The organism is Pseudomonas sp. URMO17WK12:I9 (assembly GCF_900230165.1).
Taxonomy (GTDB): domain Bacteria; phylum Pseudomonadota; class Gammaproteobacteria; order Pseudomonadales; family Pseudomonadaceae; genus Aquipseudomonas; species Aquipseudomonas fulva.
Map to the genome: position 1 here is coordinate 521174 of NZ_OCMQ01000003.1, position 14671 is coordinate 535844.

Annotated in this window: 13 protein-coding genes, 4 tRNA genes and 1 rRNA gene; 7 read left to right on the top strand and 11 right to left on the bottom strand. The window is 58.8% G+C overall.

The genetic code is table 11. The annotated features are described in order from the left end of the window. Positions 1–50 precede the first annotated feature (50 nt). The 8 genes from clpX to CRP40_RS10150 form a co-directional block, all read right to left on the bottom strand. Positions 51–1334 (bottom strand): ATP-dependent Clp protease ATP-binding subunit ClpX, encoded by a 1284-nt coding sequence (clpX, locus tag CRP40_RS10115; protein ID WP_023536000.1) that lies wholly within the window; start codon positions 1332–1334, stop codon positions 51–53. A gap of 108 nt (positions 1335–1442) precedes the next feature. Then, complete coding sequence (clpP, locus tag CRP40_RS10120) at positions 1443–2084, bottom strand: ATP-dependent Clp endopeptidase proteolytic subunit ClpP (RefSeq protein WP_023536171.1); 642 nt, start codon at positions 2082–2084, stop codon at positions 1443–1445. 90 nt (positions 2085–2174) lie between these two features. Next, positions 2175–3488 (bottom strand): trigger factor, encoded by a 1314-nt coding sequence (gene tig / locus CRP40_RS10125; RefSeq protein WP_027914583.1) that lies wholly within the window; start codon positions 3486–3488, stop codon positions 2175–2177. A gap of 246 nt (positions 3489–3734) precedes the next feature. Then, the gene (locus CRP40_RS10130) at positions 3735–4034 is read right to left on the bottom strand and encodes a DUF6388 family protein (protein ID WP_027914582.1); all 300 of its coding nucleotides are present in this window, start codon (positions 4032–4034) and stop codon (positions 3735–3737) included. A 324-nt stretch (positions 4035–4358) separates the two neighbouring features. Then, positions 4359–4434, bottom strand: a tRNA-His gene (locus CRP40_RS10135). 36 nt (positions 4435–4470) lie between these two features. Then, a tRNA-Leu gene (locus CRP40_RS10140) sits at positions 4471–4555 on the bottom strand. Between the two features lie 51 nt (positions 4556–4606). Continuing rightward, a tRNA-His gene (locus tag CRP40_RS10145) sits at positions 4607–4682 on the bottom strand. A 41-nt stretch (positions 4683–4723) separates the two neighbouring features. Beyond that, positions 4724–4800, bottom strand: a tRNA-Arg gene (locus tag CRP40_RS10150). A 270-nt stretch (positions 4801–5070) separates the two neighbouring features. Between CRP40_RS10150 and folD the strand changes: the two genes are divergently transcribed. The 4 genes from folD to CRP40_RS10170 all read left to right on the top strand — a co-directional run bounded on the left by folD (position 5071) and on the right by CRP40_RS10170 (position 9282). Then, positions 5071–5928 carry a bifunctional methylenetetrahydrofolate dehydrogenase/methenyltetrahydrofolate cyclohydrolase FolD gene (gene folD, locus CRP40_RS10155; RefSeq protein ID WP_027914581.1) on the top strand — a complete coding sequence of 286 codons (858 nt, stop codon included), beginning with the start codon at positions 5071–5073 and terminating at the stop codon, positions 5926–5928. Between the two features lie 610 nt (positions 5929–6538). Continuing rightward, the gene (locus tag CRP40_RS10160) at positions 6539–7849 is read left to right on the top strand and encodes a C4-dicarboxylate transporter DctA (protein ID WP_027914580.1); all 1311 of its coding nucleotides are present in this window, start codon (positions 6539–6541) and stop codon (positions 7847–7849) included. A gap of 44 nt (positions 7850–7893) precedes the next feature. Then, positions 7894–8598, top strand: coding sequence for a FadR/GntR family transcriptional regulator (locus CRP40_RS10165; protein WP_027914579.1), 705 nt, complete (start codon positions 7894–7896; stop codon positions 8596–8598). A 15-nt stretch (positions 8599–8613) separates the two neighbouring features. Further along, positions 8614–9282, top strand: a complete 669-nt coding sequence (locus CRP40_RS10170) for a GntR family transcriptional regulator (RefSeq protein ID WP_027914578.1) — start codon at positions 8614–8616, stop codon at positions 9280–9282. A gap of 37 nt (positions 9283–9319) precedes the next feature. On the opposite strand, the gene CRP40_RS10175 is transcribed toward CRP40_RS10170, so the two are convergent. Next, entirely contained in the window at positions 9320–9748 is a 429-nt protein-coding gene (locus tag CRP40_RS10175; protein WP_027914577.1) for a PACE efflux transporter, read from the bottom strand. A gap of 99 nt (positions 9749–9847) precedes the next feature. On the opposite strand from CRP40_RS10175, the gene CRP40_RS10180 reads away from it, so the two are divergent. From CRP40_RS10180 to CRP40_RS10190, 3 genes are all read left to right on the top strand, one after another. Further along, on the top strand, positions 9848–10726 hold the full coding sequence (locus CRP40_RS10180; RefSeq protein WP_027914576.1) for a LysR family transcriptional regulator: 879 nt from the start codon (positions 9848–9850) through the stop codon (positions 10724–10726). Positions 10727–10866: 140 nt separating this feature from the next. After that, the gene (mcpA, locus tag CRP40_RS10185) at positions 10867–12753 is read left to right on the top strand and encodes a methyl-accepting chemotaxis protein McpA (RefSeq protein WP_027914575.1); all 1887 of its coding nucleotides are present in this window, start codon (positions 10867–10869) and stop codon (positions 12751–12753) included. 142 nt (positions 12754–12895) lie between these two features. Continuing rightward, positions 12896–13681: a sulfite exporter TauE/SafE family protein gene (locus CRP40_RS10190; protein ID WP_027914574.1), complete on the top strand. Its 786-nt coding sequence runs from the start codon at positions 12896–12898 to the stop codon at positions 13679–13681. Here the strand turns inward: CRP40_RS10190 and CRP40_RS10195 are convergent. Together CRP40_RS10195 and rrf are read right to left on the bottom strand one after the other, a co-directional pair. Further along, positions 13663–14217, bottom strand: a complete 555-nt coding sequence (locus tag CRP40_RS10195) for a histidine phosphatase family protein (protein ID WP_027914573.1) — start codon at positions 14215–14217, stop codon at positions 13663–13665. The genes CRP40_RS10190 and CRP40_RS10195 overlap by 19 nt on opposite strands. A gap of 226 nt (positions 14218–14443) precedes the next feature. Beyond that, positions 14444–14559 (bottom strand): 5S ribosomal RNA (gene rrf / locus CRP40_RS10200). Positions 14560–14671 lie beyond the last annotated feature (112 nt).

Here is a 14671-nt window from a genome sequence, read left to right on the forward strand (position 1 = left end):
GGGGCCCAAGGCCCCCTCTGTGCTACACGGTCAGGCGACCTGCCCCTTAATCAGGCGTCAGGCGCGGCCTTGGCTTGCGGCTCGCTGTTCTCGTAGATCATCAGCGGCTGCGAGGTACCCTCGATGACGCTTTCATCGATCACCACCTTGCTGACTTCCTTCGCAGAGGGAATCTCGTACATGGTGTCGAGCAGCACGCCTTCCAGAATGGAACGCAGGCCACGGGCGCCAGTCTTGCGCTCCAACGCTTTGCGAGCAACGGCCTTGAGCGCATCACTGCGGAACTCGAGGTCGACGCTTTCCATCTCGAACAGCTTGGCGTACTGCTTGGTCAGCGCGTTCTTGGGTTCGGTCAAGATCTGGATAAGCGCTGCTTCGTCCAGCTCATCAAGCGTTGCCAATACTGGCAAGCGGCCCACAAACTCGGGGATCAGGCCAAACTTGACCAAGTCGTCAGGCTCGACCTCACGCAGAGACTCGCCGACTTTCTTGCCCTCTTCCTTGCTGCGCACTTCAGCACCGAAGCCCATGCCACCTTTGGTGGAGCGGTTCTGGATGACCTTTTCAAGGCCGGAGAACGCGCCACCACAGATGAACAGGATATTGCGGGTATCAACCTGCAGGAATTCCTGCTGCGGGTGTTTGCGGCCGCCCTGTGGAGGGACGGAAGCAACAGTGCCCTCGATGAGCTTCAGCAAAGCTTGCTGCACACCTTCACCCGAAACGTCACGGGTGATGGACGGGTTGTCCGACTTGCGCGAAATCTTGTCGATTTCGTCGATGTAGACAATACCCATCTGGGCTTTTTCCACATCGTAGTCGCACTTCTGCAGCAGCTTCTGAATGATGTTCTCGACGTCCTCACCCACATAACCGGCTTCGGTCAGGGTGGTGGCGTCCGCGATCGTGAACGGTACGTTCAACAGGCGCGCCAGGGTTTCGGCAAGCAAGGTCTTACCCGAGCCCGTCGGGCCGATGAGCAGGATGTTGCTCTTGCCCAGCTCGACGTCGTCACCCTTCTTGTCACGCTGGTTCAAGCGCTTGTAGTGGTTGTAAACCGCCACGGCAAGCACCTTTTTCGCGCGTTCCTGACCAATGACGTACTGGTCGAGGATACCGCTGATTTCTTTCGGCGAAGGCAATTTGTGCGCGCTGCTTTCGGCCTGGGCTTCCTGCACCTCCTCGCGGATGATGTCATTGCACAGGTCGACGCACTCGTCGCAGATAAATACCGAGGGCCCGGCAATCAGTTTGCGCACTTCGTGCTGGCTTTTGCCGCAGAAGGAGCAATAAAGCAATTTGCCGCTGTCCTCGCCGTTACGGGTGTCAGTCATTCGATCGATCCAATCCGGTAGGCTTGCAACACAAGATGAAGGCAATTGCGGGCTTTTTCAAGTCCGCAGGCAGGCGCGTCATGCGCCTACCTGCCCTGGCCTCCCGCTTCAGGAAGCCAGTTGCCGCTTGTCGTATACCGAGTCGATCAGGCCGTACTCGGCTGCGCGCGAGGCGCTCATGAAGTTGTCACGCTCGGTGTCGCGCTTGATGGTTTCCAGATCCTGGCCGGTGTGGTAGGCCAGAAGCTCGTTCAGGCGCGCCTTGATGTTCAGGATTTCCTGGGCATGGATCTCGATATCGGTAGCCTGGCCCTGGAACCCGCCCAGTGGCTGGTGAATCATCACGCGCGAGTTCGGCAGGCAGTGACGCTTGCCCTTGGCACCGGCGGCGAGCAGGAACGCACCCATGCTGCAGGCCTGGCCGATGCAGATGGTCGATACGTCCGGCTTGATGAACTGCATGGTGTCGTAGATCGACATGCCGGCGGTCACGGACCCACCCGGCGAGTTGATGTACAGATGGATATCCTTGTCCGGGTTTTCCGCCTCAAGGAACAACATCTGTGCGACGACGAGGTTGGCCATGTAGTCTTCGACCGGGCCAACAAGGAAGATCACGCGCTCCTTCAGGAGGCGCGAATAGATGTCGTAGGCGCGCTCGCCACGGGCGGACTGCTCGATAACCATAGGGACCAGGCCGCCTGCAGCCTGGATGTCAGAGCTCTGCTGAATAAAAGAATTGCGGGACATGTCCTGCGCTCACTCCCAAATAGTCATGGCTTGAATACACACAAGCCAGCGCGAAGGCTGGCTTGTGGGGGCTTCCTGCGAAAAGACCGCTTACTCGGCTTCGTCAGGTGCCTGGGCTGGCTTGACGGCCTCTTCATACGAGACCGACTTGTCAGTCACAGTCGCTTTCTGCAGAACAGTATCCACAACTTGTTCTTCAAGTACAACCGAACGCACTTCGTTCATCTGCTGGTCGTTCTTGTAGTACCAGGCGATGACTTGCTCAGGCTCCTGGTAAGCCGAGGCCATCTCCTCGATCATTTCGCGAACCTTGGCATCGTCTGGCTTGAGGTCATACTGCTTGACCACTTCTGCGACGATCAGGCCCAGCGCAACACGGCGCTTGGCTTGCTCTTCGAACAGCTCGGCCGGCAGTTGCTCAGGCTTGATGTTGCCACCGAACTGCTGAACAGCCTGCACGCGCAGACGGTTGACTTCGTTTTCCAGCAGAGCCTTTGGCGCTTCGATCGGGTTGGCGGCCAGCAGACCGTCCATGACCTGGTTCTTGACCTTGGTCTTGATGGCCTGGCGCAGTTCACGCTCCATGTTCTTGCGAACTTCGGCGCGGAAGCCTTCCAGGGTCGATTCCTTGATGCCGAACTGTGCGAAGAATTCTTCGTTCAGCTCAGGCAGCACAGGGGCCGACACGCTGTTCACGGTGATGGTGAACTCGGCGGCCTTGCCGGCCAGGTCCAGGTTCTGGTAATCCTCTGGGAAGGTCACGTTGACGACGCGCTCTTCACCAGCCTTGGCGCCGACCAGGCCGTCTTCGAAGCCTGGGATCATGCGGCCGGAGCCCAGCACCAGCTGAGTACCTTTGGCCGAGCCACCGGCGAAGGTTTCACCGTCAACCTTGCCAACGAAGTCGATGTTGAGCTGATCGTCGGTTTGAGCGGCGCGCTCGACGACTTCGAAACGCGTGTTCTGCTTGCGCAGCACTTCCAGCATGTTGTCCAGATCGGAATCGGCGACTTCGGCGCTCAGGCGCTCGACGTTGATCGACTCCAGGCCGGCAACGGTGAACTCCGGGAACACTTCGAAGACCGCGACGAACTCCAGGTCCTTGCCTTTTTCGAACGACTTGGGCTCTACGGACGGCGCGCCGGCAGGGTTCAGTTTCTGCTCGACGATGGCTTCGTAGAAGGAAGCCTGAACCAGATCACCGAAGGCTTCCTGGCGGGCATCGGCCTCGAAGCGCTGACGGATCACGCTCATGGGCACCTTGCCAGGACGGAAGCCGGCAACCTTGGCGCGCTTGGCAGTCTGCTGCAGACGCTTGTTGACTTCGTTCTCGACGCGCTCAGCCGGAACGGCGATGGTCATGCGGCGCTCGAGAGCGGAAGTGTTTTCAACAGAAACTTGCATGGATATTCCTCGTTGCACAGACGTTAGCCGGCGTTAGCCCGACTCCAGAATCAAGGGCAAGCATTCTAGTGAGTCGCGCTGCAGAAGTCACCCCACTCGGGACGACCTGAAACAACGCCGGTCGATTAACTTTCAAGGGCCGCACGGCACACCGCGCGACCTGTTTCCAATAAGCCTGGCCCGACATTCCGGCCAATACGTGCCGCAACATCTTGCTCAACAAATACACCTTGAACCGCACGGCCCTTATTCGAGCTCGATCTCGTTGAACTGGCAGTACTCCTCCCAGGACAATCCAAGCGCATCGGCCACCTCTCGGTGGGTCTCCAAGCGCATGGCCCGCAATTGTTCCGGGGTTTCAGCGATCAGCTCAAGTGCGAGCTCCCAGGGCTGGATGCCTCGTTGTTCAGCGGCATCCTCGAACGCCCACTGAATTTGCTGCGCCTGCTCACGAGCATCCAGCGCGCGGATCTCTTCGAGCAGGTGAGGGTTCGCTTCGGCGAAACGCTGCAGCGCGGCAGCCTGGCGGGCTTCTTTTGCGATCATTGGCTATGTCCTGGTACTTCCCGCTTCACCGGGTTTCAACCGGCTGAAATCTATCAGCTTTTATTGGGATGCCACCAGCGGATTGCAAGGGCGGCTAGCAACAAATACTGATCCCCCGCTTCATGTCGGCGGTTCACCTGAAAGGTGCGGCCAGCAGCGGAGCCGCCCGTGTGGCGAGCCAGCCCCCTTGGGAGCGGGCGAGTCGAGCGCGATGACTGCCCTGATTACCACAGGATCAGCCACGCCACGCACTCACTCAGGGTCCGGACGCACCAAAAACAAAAGGCGCCCGATCTCACGATCAAGGCGCCTTTCATATAAAGATGGGGTGGACGATGGGAATCGAACCCACGACAACTGGAATCACAATCCAGCGCTCTACCAACTGAGCTACGCCCACCATATTGCGGTGTAACGGTACTGCCTTACTGAAGCATGGTGCGGACGAAGAGACTCGAACTCTTACAGCTTGCGCCGCTGGAACCTAAATCCAGTGTGTCTACCAATTTCACCACGTCCGCGTAACGCTTAAAACAAAGGCGCCAGTTACAGCGCGGCGCCTTCGAAGAATATGGGGTGGACGATGGGAATCGAACCCACGACAACTGGAATCACAATCCAGCGCTCTACCAACTGAGCTACGCCCACCAAAACGCGTTCAATCACCTTGCTTGCCAAAGCTGCCTAAGTGGCGCACCCGGCAGGACTCGAACCTGCGACCATCCGCTTAGAAGGCGGATGCTCTATCCAGCTGAGCTACGGGCGCTTAAGCATGAAGCCTAACCGAACAAGGCACTGACAGCTCACTGCCAAACGACTCATTCTGCCCGACTTCGCCAACCAGTGCTAGGCTGTGCCCGACAAGTGCGGCGAATCTTATAGCCGACCCCTGGGGTCGTCAACAACTTTCTAAAAAAAATTTAAATTATTGAAGGGGTTAGGGCATTTGCCCGACCGCCCGCCTTTGCCCTCCGGCCATGTCGTGCGAGAATACGCGTTCTTTATTGTTTCCCTTCCGATGGTTAATCACGCGTCTATGACTGCACAACTAATCGATGGCAAGGCGATTGCCGCCAAGCTGCGCCAGCAAATCGCTCAACGTGTCGCGCAGCGGCGCCAGGAGGGCCTGCGCACGCCGGGCCTGGCAGTGATTCTGGTCGGCACCGACCCTGCCTCCCAGGTTTACGTCTCGCACAAGCGCAAGGATTGCGAAGAGGTAGGCTTCCTGTCGCAGGCCTTCGACCTGCCGAGTCACACCACGCAAGAAGCACTTACTGAACTGATCGATCGTCTCAATGACGACCCGTCCATTGACGGCATCCTGCTGCAACTGCCGCTGCCCGCGCACCTCGACGCATCGTTGCTGCTCGAGCGCATCCGCCCGGACAAGGATGTGGACGGCTTCCACCCCTACAACGTCGGTCGCCTCGCACAACGCATTCCGCTGCTGCGCCCCTGCACACCCAAAGGCATCATGACCCTGCTTGAAAGCACGGGGCAGGACCTGTACGGCATGAATGCCGTGATCGTCGGGGCCTCCAACATCGTTGGCCGGCCAATGGCGCTGGAGTTGTTGCTCAGCGGATGTACGATCACCGTGTGCCACCGCTTCACCCAGGACCTGGCAGGACATGTTGGGCGCGCGGACCTGGTGGTCGTAGCCGCGGGCAAACCCGGGTTGGTCAAGGGTGAATGGATCAAGGAAGGCGCCATCGTCATCGATGTCGGCATCAACCGTCAGGAAGATGGCAAGCTGGTGGGCGACGTCGTCTACGAAACCGCCCTCCCCCGTGCTGGCTGGATTACCCCGGTACCGGGTGGCGTGGGCCCGATGACCCGCGCCTGCCTGTTGGAAAACACCTTGTATGCGGCCGAGACGCTTCACGGCGATTGAGGCGAGCGAGCATGGCGGCCCTGCCGTCATTGCGTGAGCGAGGGGCGGTCATCGGCCGCCCCATTTTGATTCAGGCGAAATCGATTATCGGTTAGCCTGGGCGTCCTGCCACCGCATGTAGTCATCGCTAATCACTGCCCCTGCCATCCAACGCCAGAACTCCTCCTGGCCCTTCCTGCCAACGCGCGGCAATTCCCACTGCACAGAATGATCTAGCAACTCATTACCGCATTGGGCTTGCAAGAAACACGTCTGCGCTATACATGCTGAGCCCGCTCGGGCCTTTAGGCCACCCGCGGCCTGTATCCCATGGTCCCTCGCGCTTAACGCTGCGCTCCACTGGCAAGCTTATTGCTGCCTATATCCCGCCGCCTAGGCTCTGGGTTCTTGGATTGGTGATCTTGCGCTCACTGCACATTGATAGAGCATAAAGAGCCTACGCGCACCATGACTGGTCAGACCGGTAAGGCCAAAACTGCTTGCATTGCTCCGCGATTAGGCGTTTTATGGCCAGGCGCTGAACAAACCGGTAAGACCACAATAATTAAGTCCTGCGCTCATTCGCCCCGTGCGGCCAACGAAGCAAGGACACCGACCTGAGATCACTCCCATGCTCAAATGGTGCTCGCGTTCGATCTTCCTTCAAGTCGTGCTGGGGCTGGCCCTTGGCGTTGCTTGCGGCCTGAGTTTCCCCGACCTTTCCTTGCAGCTCAAACCCCTCGGCGATGGTTTCATCAAGCTGATCAAGATGTTGATCGGCCTGATCGTCTTTTGCGTAGTGGTCAGCGGCATTTCCGGTGCCGGTGACCTAAAGAAGGTCGGTCGCATCGGCCTCAAATCGGTCATCTACTTCGAAGTGCTTACCACGCTGGCCCTGATCATTGGCCTGGTGTTCGCATTCACCAGTGGTATCGGTAGCGGCGCCAATATCCACCTCGACCAGTTGTCCGGCGCTGACGCCAGCAGCCTGGCCGAACGTGGTCAGCACATCCATGGCGCCACAGCATTCTTCATGGACCTGATCCCCACCTCGGTGATAGGCGCCTTCGCCGACAACAATATCCTGCAGGTACTGTTGTTCTCGGTACTGTTCGGCAGCGCGCTCAACCTGGTCGGCGACTCGGCTGCGGGCATTTCACGGCTGATCAACGAGCTCAGCCATGTGATCTTCCGCATCATGGGCATGATCGTGCGCCTGGCGCCCATTGGCGTGTTCGGCGCCATCGCTTTCACCACCAGCAAGTACGGCCTGGAGTCGCTGCAGCATCTGGGCGGCTTGGTGGCGCTGTTCTACCTGACGTGTGCAGGGTTCGTGCTGATCGTGCTGGGTACCGTCATGCGCTTGTCGGGGCTGAAACTGCTGCCCCTGATCAAGTATTTGCGCGAAGAGCTGACCATCGTTCTGGGTACGGCTTCTTCCGATGCCGTGCTCCCGCAAATCATGCGCAAGCTCGAACACCTGGGCATCGGCAGCTCGACGGTCGGGCTGGTGATTCCCACCGGTTATTCCTTTAACCTTGATGGTTTCTCCATCTACCTGACCTTGGCCATCGTCTTCATCGCCAACGCGACCGGTACGCCCCTGGCGATGACCGACCTGCTGACGATCCTGCTGGTTTCACTGGTGACGTCCAAGGGCGCGCATGGGATTCCCGGATCGGCGCTGGTGATCCTTGCCGCGACACTGACGGCAGTCCCTGCGATCCCGGTGGTGGGCCTGGTGTTGGTACTGGCCGTGGATTGGTTCATGGGGATCGGGCGCGCACTGACCAACCTGATCGGAAATTGCGTTGCCACCGTGGCCATCGCCCGCTGGGAAAAAGACATCGACCTGGAGCGCGCTCAGAATGTGCTCGACGGCAAGCCTGGTTTTGCGCACAACCCGCGTAAGCAGCCTGCAGCCCACCAACAGGAATTCTGAAAGAAAAGGGCCGGCTCGCATGCCGGCCCCTGAAGGAGCGAAACGTGATCAGCTCATCAACCGTCGTCAACGCTGTGGTGGAAAAGCTGCGTCAAGCCCTCGCCCGTGGCCAATGGCGCAGTGGCGACATGCTCCCAGGCCAGCGAGAACTGGCCGAACAACTGGGCATCAGCCGCCCGAGCCTGCGTGAGGCGGTCATCGTGCTCGAGACCCTTGGGCTGGTGCGCGCTTTGCCTGGCAAAGGTGTACTGGTGCTGGATGCCGAGCCAACTGCCTCGGCTTCGGCGCCCACTAGCAGTGCACAGGCCAGCCTCGCCGATGTGCTGGAGCTGCGTTACACCCTCGAACCCTTCATCGTCGGACTGGTGGCTCAGTCGGCCAACAGCCAGGACATCGGCCAGCTACGGCTGACCCTGATGGATATGCGTGAAGCCTTGGAGGCCGATGACAGCGAAGCAGGCATGAACGCCTACATTGCCTTCCACCAGGCGCTGTTTGCCCTGACCACCAACCCGATCTTCCAGAGCGTAGTGGAGCAAACGGGAAATGCCCTGAAACAAAGCGCCGACATGCTGCGCAATTCGCCCGAGCACCTGGCTGCCCGGCTCAAGGAAAATGAAGCCGTGGTGCGCGCGATCCGTGAGCGCAACAGCACACAAGCCAGCGCCCAGATGCGCCAACACATTCTTGCCGAGGGTTCGCGCATGGGCATTGCGCTCAATGTTCCTGACGAACATCGGCACCCATAATCCAGGAGAGCGACCATGAATGGTACACATCGCCTGCCCGATCTGCTTGCAGCCGGTGAGACCCGACTTTCTGCTGAACAGATCTACCCACGGTTGTTCGATGCCATTCTGGAGCAGCGCCTGCCGCCTGGCACCTTGCTGCCAGAGCAAGCGCTGGGCCAGGCATTCGGCGTGAGCCGCACGGTCATCCGCCGGGTGTTGGGCCGCTTGAGCGACCAGCGGGTAGTGGTGCAACGTCCAAGCCACACGGCTCACTTGGCTGCGCCCGATCCTAATCAGGCGCGCCAGGTACTGAGCGCGCGGCGGCTTGCCGAGACCACGCTGATTACCCTGGCCGCCGAGCGCGCCCGTCCCGGGCAACTCAAGCAGCTACGCCAATTGGTCGAGCGTGAACGCATGCACCATGAAAAAGGCGAACGCTGCGCCGCTATACGTCTGGGTGGGGAGTTTCATCTGAAACTGGCCCAGATGGCTGCCAATGAACCGTTGTCGCGCTTTCTCAATGGGTTGGTGCCCATGACGTCCCTTATCATCGCGCGCTACGAGTCACCGTGCTGTGACCATTGCGCCTGGCAAGAACATGCAGCGCTGATCGACGCGCTCGAGCGAGGCGATGCACAGGCAGCCCTCGCCCTGATGAACGAGCATCTTGACCGGCTTGAAACCAAGCTCCGACTGGACTGAGCCGGGTTGGTCGTCAAGGCCTACTGACAGCGGCGCCTCACGTTGCAGCCATTGCCGAACTGGGCAGGCCGAATAGTTTGTCGAAGGCCCAGTTGTAGACGAAGGTGTAGCAAGGCACCAGCACGATGAATGCCATGTCCACCAACAGTGCATCGACCAGACTCATGTCCAACCACCACGCGATCAGCGGAATCAGGTAGATCACGAGGGTCAGCTGAAACCCTACTGCGTGCACTACGCGCCTAGCCACGCTGCGCCCTCGTGTGGCTTGCCGGCTTTCCCAATACTCAAACAACGTGTTGTAGATCAGGTTCCAGATCATGGCGATGGTCGTGATCATCACCGCGAGCGGACCCGTGTGAGAGGCCTGGGTATCGGACAGGTAGGCCAAGCCCAAGGTGGACATGCACAACCCAATCAACTCATAGAACGTTACATAAACCAGTTTGCGCTTCAAACCCTGCACTGCATCGACCTCATTCAAATAGCGTGGGCCGGGTATAGTGAGTCATTAGATCTGACAGCAAAAGTTAGCAGCTTTCAGCCTGACTGACAGGAGAAGCGTATGTCATTTAACAGTGAAACCATCCAGGTCTTTCTCACCGTCCTGGACAGAGGCTCGTTTTCTGCTGCCGCGCGCAGCCTGCAGCGCGTGCCCTCGGCAATCAGCATGGCAATTGGCAACCTGGAGGCCGAGCTGGGTTATGACCTGTTCCAGCGCGGACCTCGCGAGGTTCGCCCCACAGCCCAGGCCCTGGCACTTGAGCCCCATGCGAGGTTGATTGCCGAGCAGTTGGGTTTGCTGCAAGTCCATGCTGTAGAGCTTTCCCAAGGCCTGGAGAGCAACCTCACGTTGGCGGTTGTTCCAGATGTTGACCAGCGGCCCTTGATAGCTGCCATTGCCGAGGTCGGCGAACGTTATCCATTGCTGGAAATAGCGATACTGAGTGCGCCGCAAGAACAAGCGTTGGGTTTGCTGGACAGTGGTCGGGCAGACCTGTGCGTGGCATTTGCAGGGCTTCAAGTTGACCCGCAGCGCGGGTTTCAGCTGATGGGTGTCGAGTCTCTGGTGGCGACCCTCGCTCCCCATCACCCGGCCGCACGGCCTGGTGCAATCCAGAACCTCGAAGACCTTACAGCCGTGCGGCAGATCCTGGTACGCAGCCGCGACCTGCCATTGAGCGATCCGCGCATGGTCATTGGTGCCACGCATTGGACGACTGACAGCTTCGATATCGCCCTGCAGATGGTCGAGGCAGGCCTGGGTTGGGGTGATCTGCCGCTGTCCAGGGTCGCGCCTCTACTGGACGCGGGCCGCCTGCAACGTCTGACCTTCCATAACACGCGCAATGAGCTGCAACTCCCGGTGCATGTGTTCTGGCGCAAGCAGCAACCGTTGCTGAAAGCTGCAAGGATGCTGGTCGAGCGGCTGGCCTTGAGGTGATCGCCGCTTGTCGAAAGCTGTGAGAAATTTCCGTAGGCGTATCAACCTTTTATCCGCCACGCCGATACCCCTTTCGACAGGGCTGATAGCGCACCACACCCGCGCTGCGCCCTCCCGTTAATGGCTCAAGGTCTCGAAACATGAACCTGAAATTTCGCCACAAGATTCTGCTCAGCGCCAGCGGCGTAGTAGTATTGGCATTCGCCTTGTTCACGCTGTACAACGATTACCTGCAACGCAATACGATCCGGCAGAACATCGAGGCTTCGGTCGAACAATCCGGCGCATTGACCGCCAGCAGCGTGCAGAACTGGATGAGCGGGCGCATTCTCGTGCTGGAAAACCTTGCGCAAGACATTGCCCAGCTTGGAACGGGGGAAACCCTCGCAGGCTTGGTGGATCAGCCTTCCTATACACGCAACTTCCTGTTCACCTACATGGGCCAGGCCAACGGGGTGTTCACGCAGCGCCCGGATGCGCAAATGCCTGCCGACTACGATCCACGTAAACGCCCTTGGTACAGCGCAGCTGCCAATGCCGGCCAGACCCTGCTGACCCCACCCTATCAAGCGGCCGTGGGTGGCTTGGTGGTGACGGTAGCCATCCCGGTCAAAAGTCGGTCCAATGGCGAGCTATTGGGCGTGGTGGGCGGCGACGTCAGCCTCGATACGCTGGTCGAAATCATCAACAGTGTCGACTTTGGCGGCATAGGCCACGCGTTTCTTACCGACAGCGACGGCCAGGTGATCGTCAGCCCCGACAAAGACCAGGTCATGAAAAACCTGAAGGACATCTACCCTGGCGCCAATCTGCGCGTAGCACCGGGTATGCAGGACGTCGTGCTCAATGGCCAGGAACGTTTGATTTCGTTTGCGCCGGTAGCGGGCCTGCCCTCGGCCAAGTGGTACATCGGTCTTTCGATCGACAAGGACAAGGCTTATGTAGCCCTGAGCCAGTTCCGTACTTCGGCGCTGATTGCCATGCTCATCGCGGTCGCTGCTATCGCAGGCCTGCTTGGCTTGCTGATTCCTGTGCTGATGCGCCCCTTGACCACCATGGGTCGTGCCATGCGTGACATCGCCGAAGGCGAAGGTGACCTGACCCGCCGGCTGGCGGTGCAGCATCAGGATGAGTTCGGCGAGTTGGCCACCTCCTTCAACCGCTTTGTCGAGCGTATCCATGCCTCCATCAGCGAGGTGTCGTCGGCCACACGACTGGTCCACGACCTGTCTGAAAAAGTCGTCAGCGCTTCCAATGCGTCCATCAACGGCTCTGAAGAACAAAGCATGCGCACCAACAGCGTGGCAGCAGCGATCAATGAACTGGGTGCCGCGACCCAGGAAATCGCGCGTAACGCAGCTGATGCATCGCAGCATGCGAGCGGCGCCAGTGAGCAGGCCCACGATGGCCGTGCCGTGGTGGAGGAAGCGATCAGCGCCATGACCTCGCTGTCGCAACGCATCAGCGAATCGTGCGCACAAATCGAAACCCTGAACGCCAGCACCGATGAAATCGGCAAGATCCTTGATGTGATCAAGGGCATTTCTCAGCAAACCAACTTGTTGGCCTTGAACGCGGCCATCGAAGCCGCTCGTGCAGGCGAGGCCGGCCGTGGCTTTGCCGTTGTGGCCGATGAAGTGCGAAACCTTGCCCACCGTACGCAGGAATCGGCCGAGGAAATTCATCGAATGATCACTGGCCTGCAGGTAGGCTCACGCGAGGCGGTGCATACGATGAATACCAGCCAGGTTTCCAGTGAGCAAACCGTCCAGGTAGCCAACCAGGCAGGTGAGCGCCTTGCCAGCGTCACTCAGCGCATCGGCGAAATCGACGGCATGAATCAGTCAGTGGCCACTGCCACCGAAGAACAGACTGCCGTAGTGGAAAGCCTCAACCTGGATATCACCCAGATCAATGCCTTGAATCAGCAGGGCGTGGAAAACCTCAATGAAACGCTGCGCCATTGCGATCAATTGGCCCAGCAAGCCGGCCGATTGAAGCAACTGGTGGGTAGCTTCCGAATCTGACGGTCAGGGTCGTATCGGGGGCAGCTCCATAAGCAGGGTTGCCCCAGTTATAACCTAATAACGAACAAGTCTATTTAGCTATAAAAAAATCTATATGCTGGCTGCATCCGATAACGGGCAAAGCTGGGCAGTCGAGTAGCGTATGGATGTAGGTTCTTTCGGTTTTACCATTGCAGGATTGGTCGTAGGCTTCATTGTTGGCATGACGGGTGTAGGCGGTGGCTCGCTCATGACGCCAATCCTGCTGTGGTTCGGGATTAACCCGGCAACGGCAGTAGGCACCGACCTACTCTATGCGGCGATCACCAAGGCCAGCGGCGTGTGGGTGCATGCGCGCAACAAGAACATCGACTGGAAGATCACGGGGCTACTGAGCCTCGGCAGCGTTCCCGCCGCTGCACTGACGTTGTGGTTCCTCAGTACGCTTCACACCGACACCACGGCGGTAAATGCGATTATCAAGCAGGGCCTGGCCGTTGTATTGATCCTCACAGCCTTGGCTATCTTGTTCAAATCGCGCCTGCAGGCATTCGCCAGCCGCCATGCCGGTGACCATTACCATCTGAGCGATCGTAGCCTCAATACTCTGACTGTTCTGACCGGGGTGGTGTTGGGTGTCATGGTAACGCTCACTTCCATCGGGGCTGGCGCCCTGGGCACCGTCGCGCTCTTCCTGCTCTACCCTTCTCTGATCACACGACGCTTGGTGGGTACCGAGATAGCCCACGCCGTACCGCTCACGCTGGTGGCTGGGCTGGGTCATGCGGGCATGGGTAACATGGACTGGTCATTGCTCGGCTACCTGCTGCTGGGTTCACTGCCAGGTATCTACCTGGGTAGCCATCTGACTGGGCGCATATCGGACCGAGTGCTGCGCCCATGCCTCGCTACGATGCTGCTGTTGATTGGCTATAAGCTGGCGTTCTGAGGGCAGTTGATCCGCAACCGCCACTGCCCGCTGAAGCTTAACTCGATGCGTGACAACGGCAGGACATCGATACGTTGTCCTGCCGTCATTGGGCAGCCCAGCACCTGTACCAATACTGCACGCATGACCATTGGGTGAGTGACCGCGGACCATTCGCCCGGCCAATCAAAATCTCCTAGCCAAGCGCTCATGCGTTGACAAAGCGTCTGAAAGGACTCCCCTCCATGTACCTCGCTCGCGGGGTTCTCCAGCCAGTCGGCCAAGGCCGACGGCTGCTCGGCTTGTAGGCGCTTCAATGGCAGCCCTTGCCATCGCCCCATGTCGCAATCCGCCAATCCTGACGCAATCTTTGCATCACCCCAGGCCAGGGCGGTTTGCTGAGCGCGTTGTTCCGGCGCTGTGAGGATCTGAGATCCGCCGTGCGGTACGCTGCGGTGGGGCATGGACACCAGTGAGTCTGCCGGCTCAGGGAAATATCCGCGCTTTTGGGCCAGCGTTAATCCATGGCAGATCAGGGTAAGGCGAGTGGCTTTCACCTTGTAGGCCTCGGGTGTAGGAATGAACAGGTTAACAGGGAAGGCGACTGTTCTAATGACCTCGTCAGGATCGGCTTAGCGTGCACAAGGTGATTCATTGGCCTAAGGCATTTATTGTCGTCAAACGTCCTGAGCACGGTCATATGAGTACACAGCATTGAGATTTTTCACAGCCCAAAGACAAAACCCCTACCTGCATGCGCAGATAGGGGTTTTGCGAAATGAATCTTGACGATGACCTACTCTCACATGGGGAAACCCCACACTACCATCGGCGATGCATCGTTTCACTACTGAGTTCGGGATGGGATCAGGTGGTTCCAATGCTCTATGGTCGTCAAGAAATTCTGTAGCCAGAATGTCCTGTTGGACAGCCCAGCGAATTCGGATATGTGATGTTTGTGATGCGTTGCGAACTTTCGGTTCATGTCATCTTCACCACCGCAATCTGCAG

Excerpts from the sequence above, each read along its gene's own strand:
- clpP (WP_023536171.1), bottom strand. The coding sequence starts at position 2,084 with ATGTCCCGCAATTCTTTTATTCAGCAGAGCTCTGACATCCAGGCTGCA.
- folD (WP_027914581.1), top strand. The coding sequence starts at position 5,071 with ATGACTGCACAACTAATCGATGGCAAGGCGATTGCCGCCAAGCTGCGC.
- CRP40_RS10180 (WP_027914576.1), top strand. The coding sequence starts at position 9,848 with ATGTCATTTAACAGTGAAACCATCCAGGTCTTTCTCACCGTCCTGGAC.
- CRP40_RS10190 (WP_027914574.1), top strand. The coding sequence starts at position 12,896 with ATGGATGTAGGTTCTTTCGGTTTTACCATTGCAGGATTGGTCGTAGGC.
- mcpA (WP_027914575.1), top strand. The coding sequence starts at position 10,867 with ATGAACCTGAAATTTCGCCACAAGATTCTGCTCAGCGCCAGCGGCGTA.
- CRP40_RS10130 (WP_027914582.1), bottom strand. The coding sequence starts at position 4,034 with ATGATCGCAAAAGAAGCCCGCCAGGCTGCCGCGCTGCAGCGTTTCGCC.
- tig (WP_027914583.1), bottom strand. The coding sequence starts at position 3,488 with ATGCAAGTTTCTGTTGAAAACACTTCCGCTCTCGAGCGCCGCATGACC.
- CRP40_RS10170 (WP_027914578.1), top strand. The coding sequence starts at position 8,614 with ATGAATGGTACACATCGCCTGCCCGATCTGCTTGCAGCCGGTGAGACC.
- CRP40_RS10160 (WP_027914580.1), top strand. The coding sequence starts at position 6,539 with ATGCTCAAATGGTGCTCGCGTTCGATCTTCCTTCAAGTCGTGCTGGGG.
- clpX (WP_023536000.1), bottom strand. The coding sequence starts at position 1,334 with ATGACTGACACCCGTAACGGCGAGGACAGCGGCAAATTGCTTTATTGC.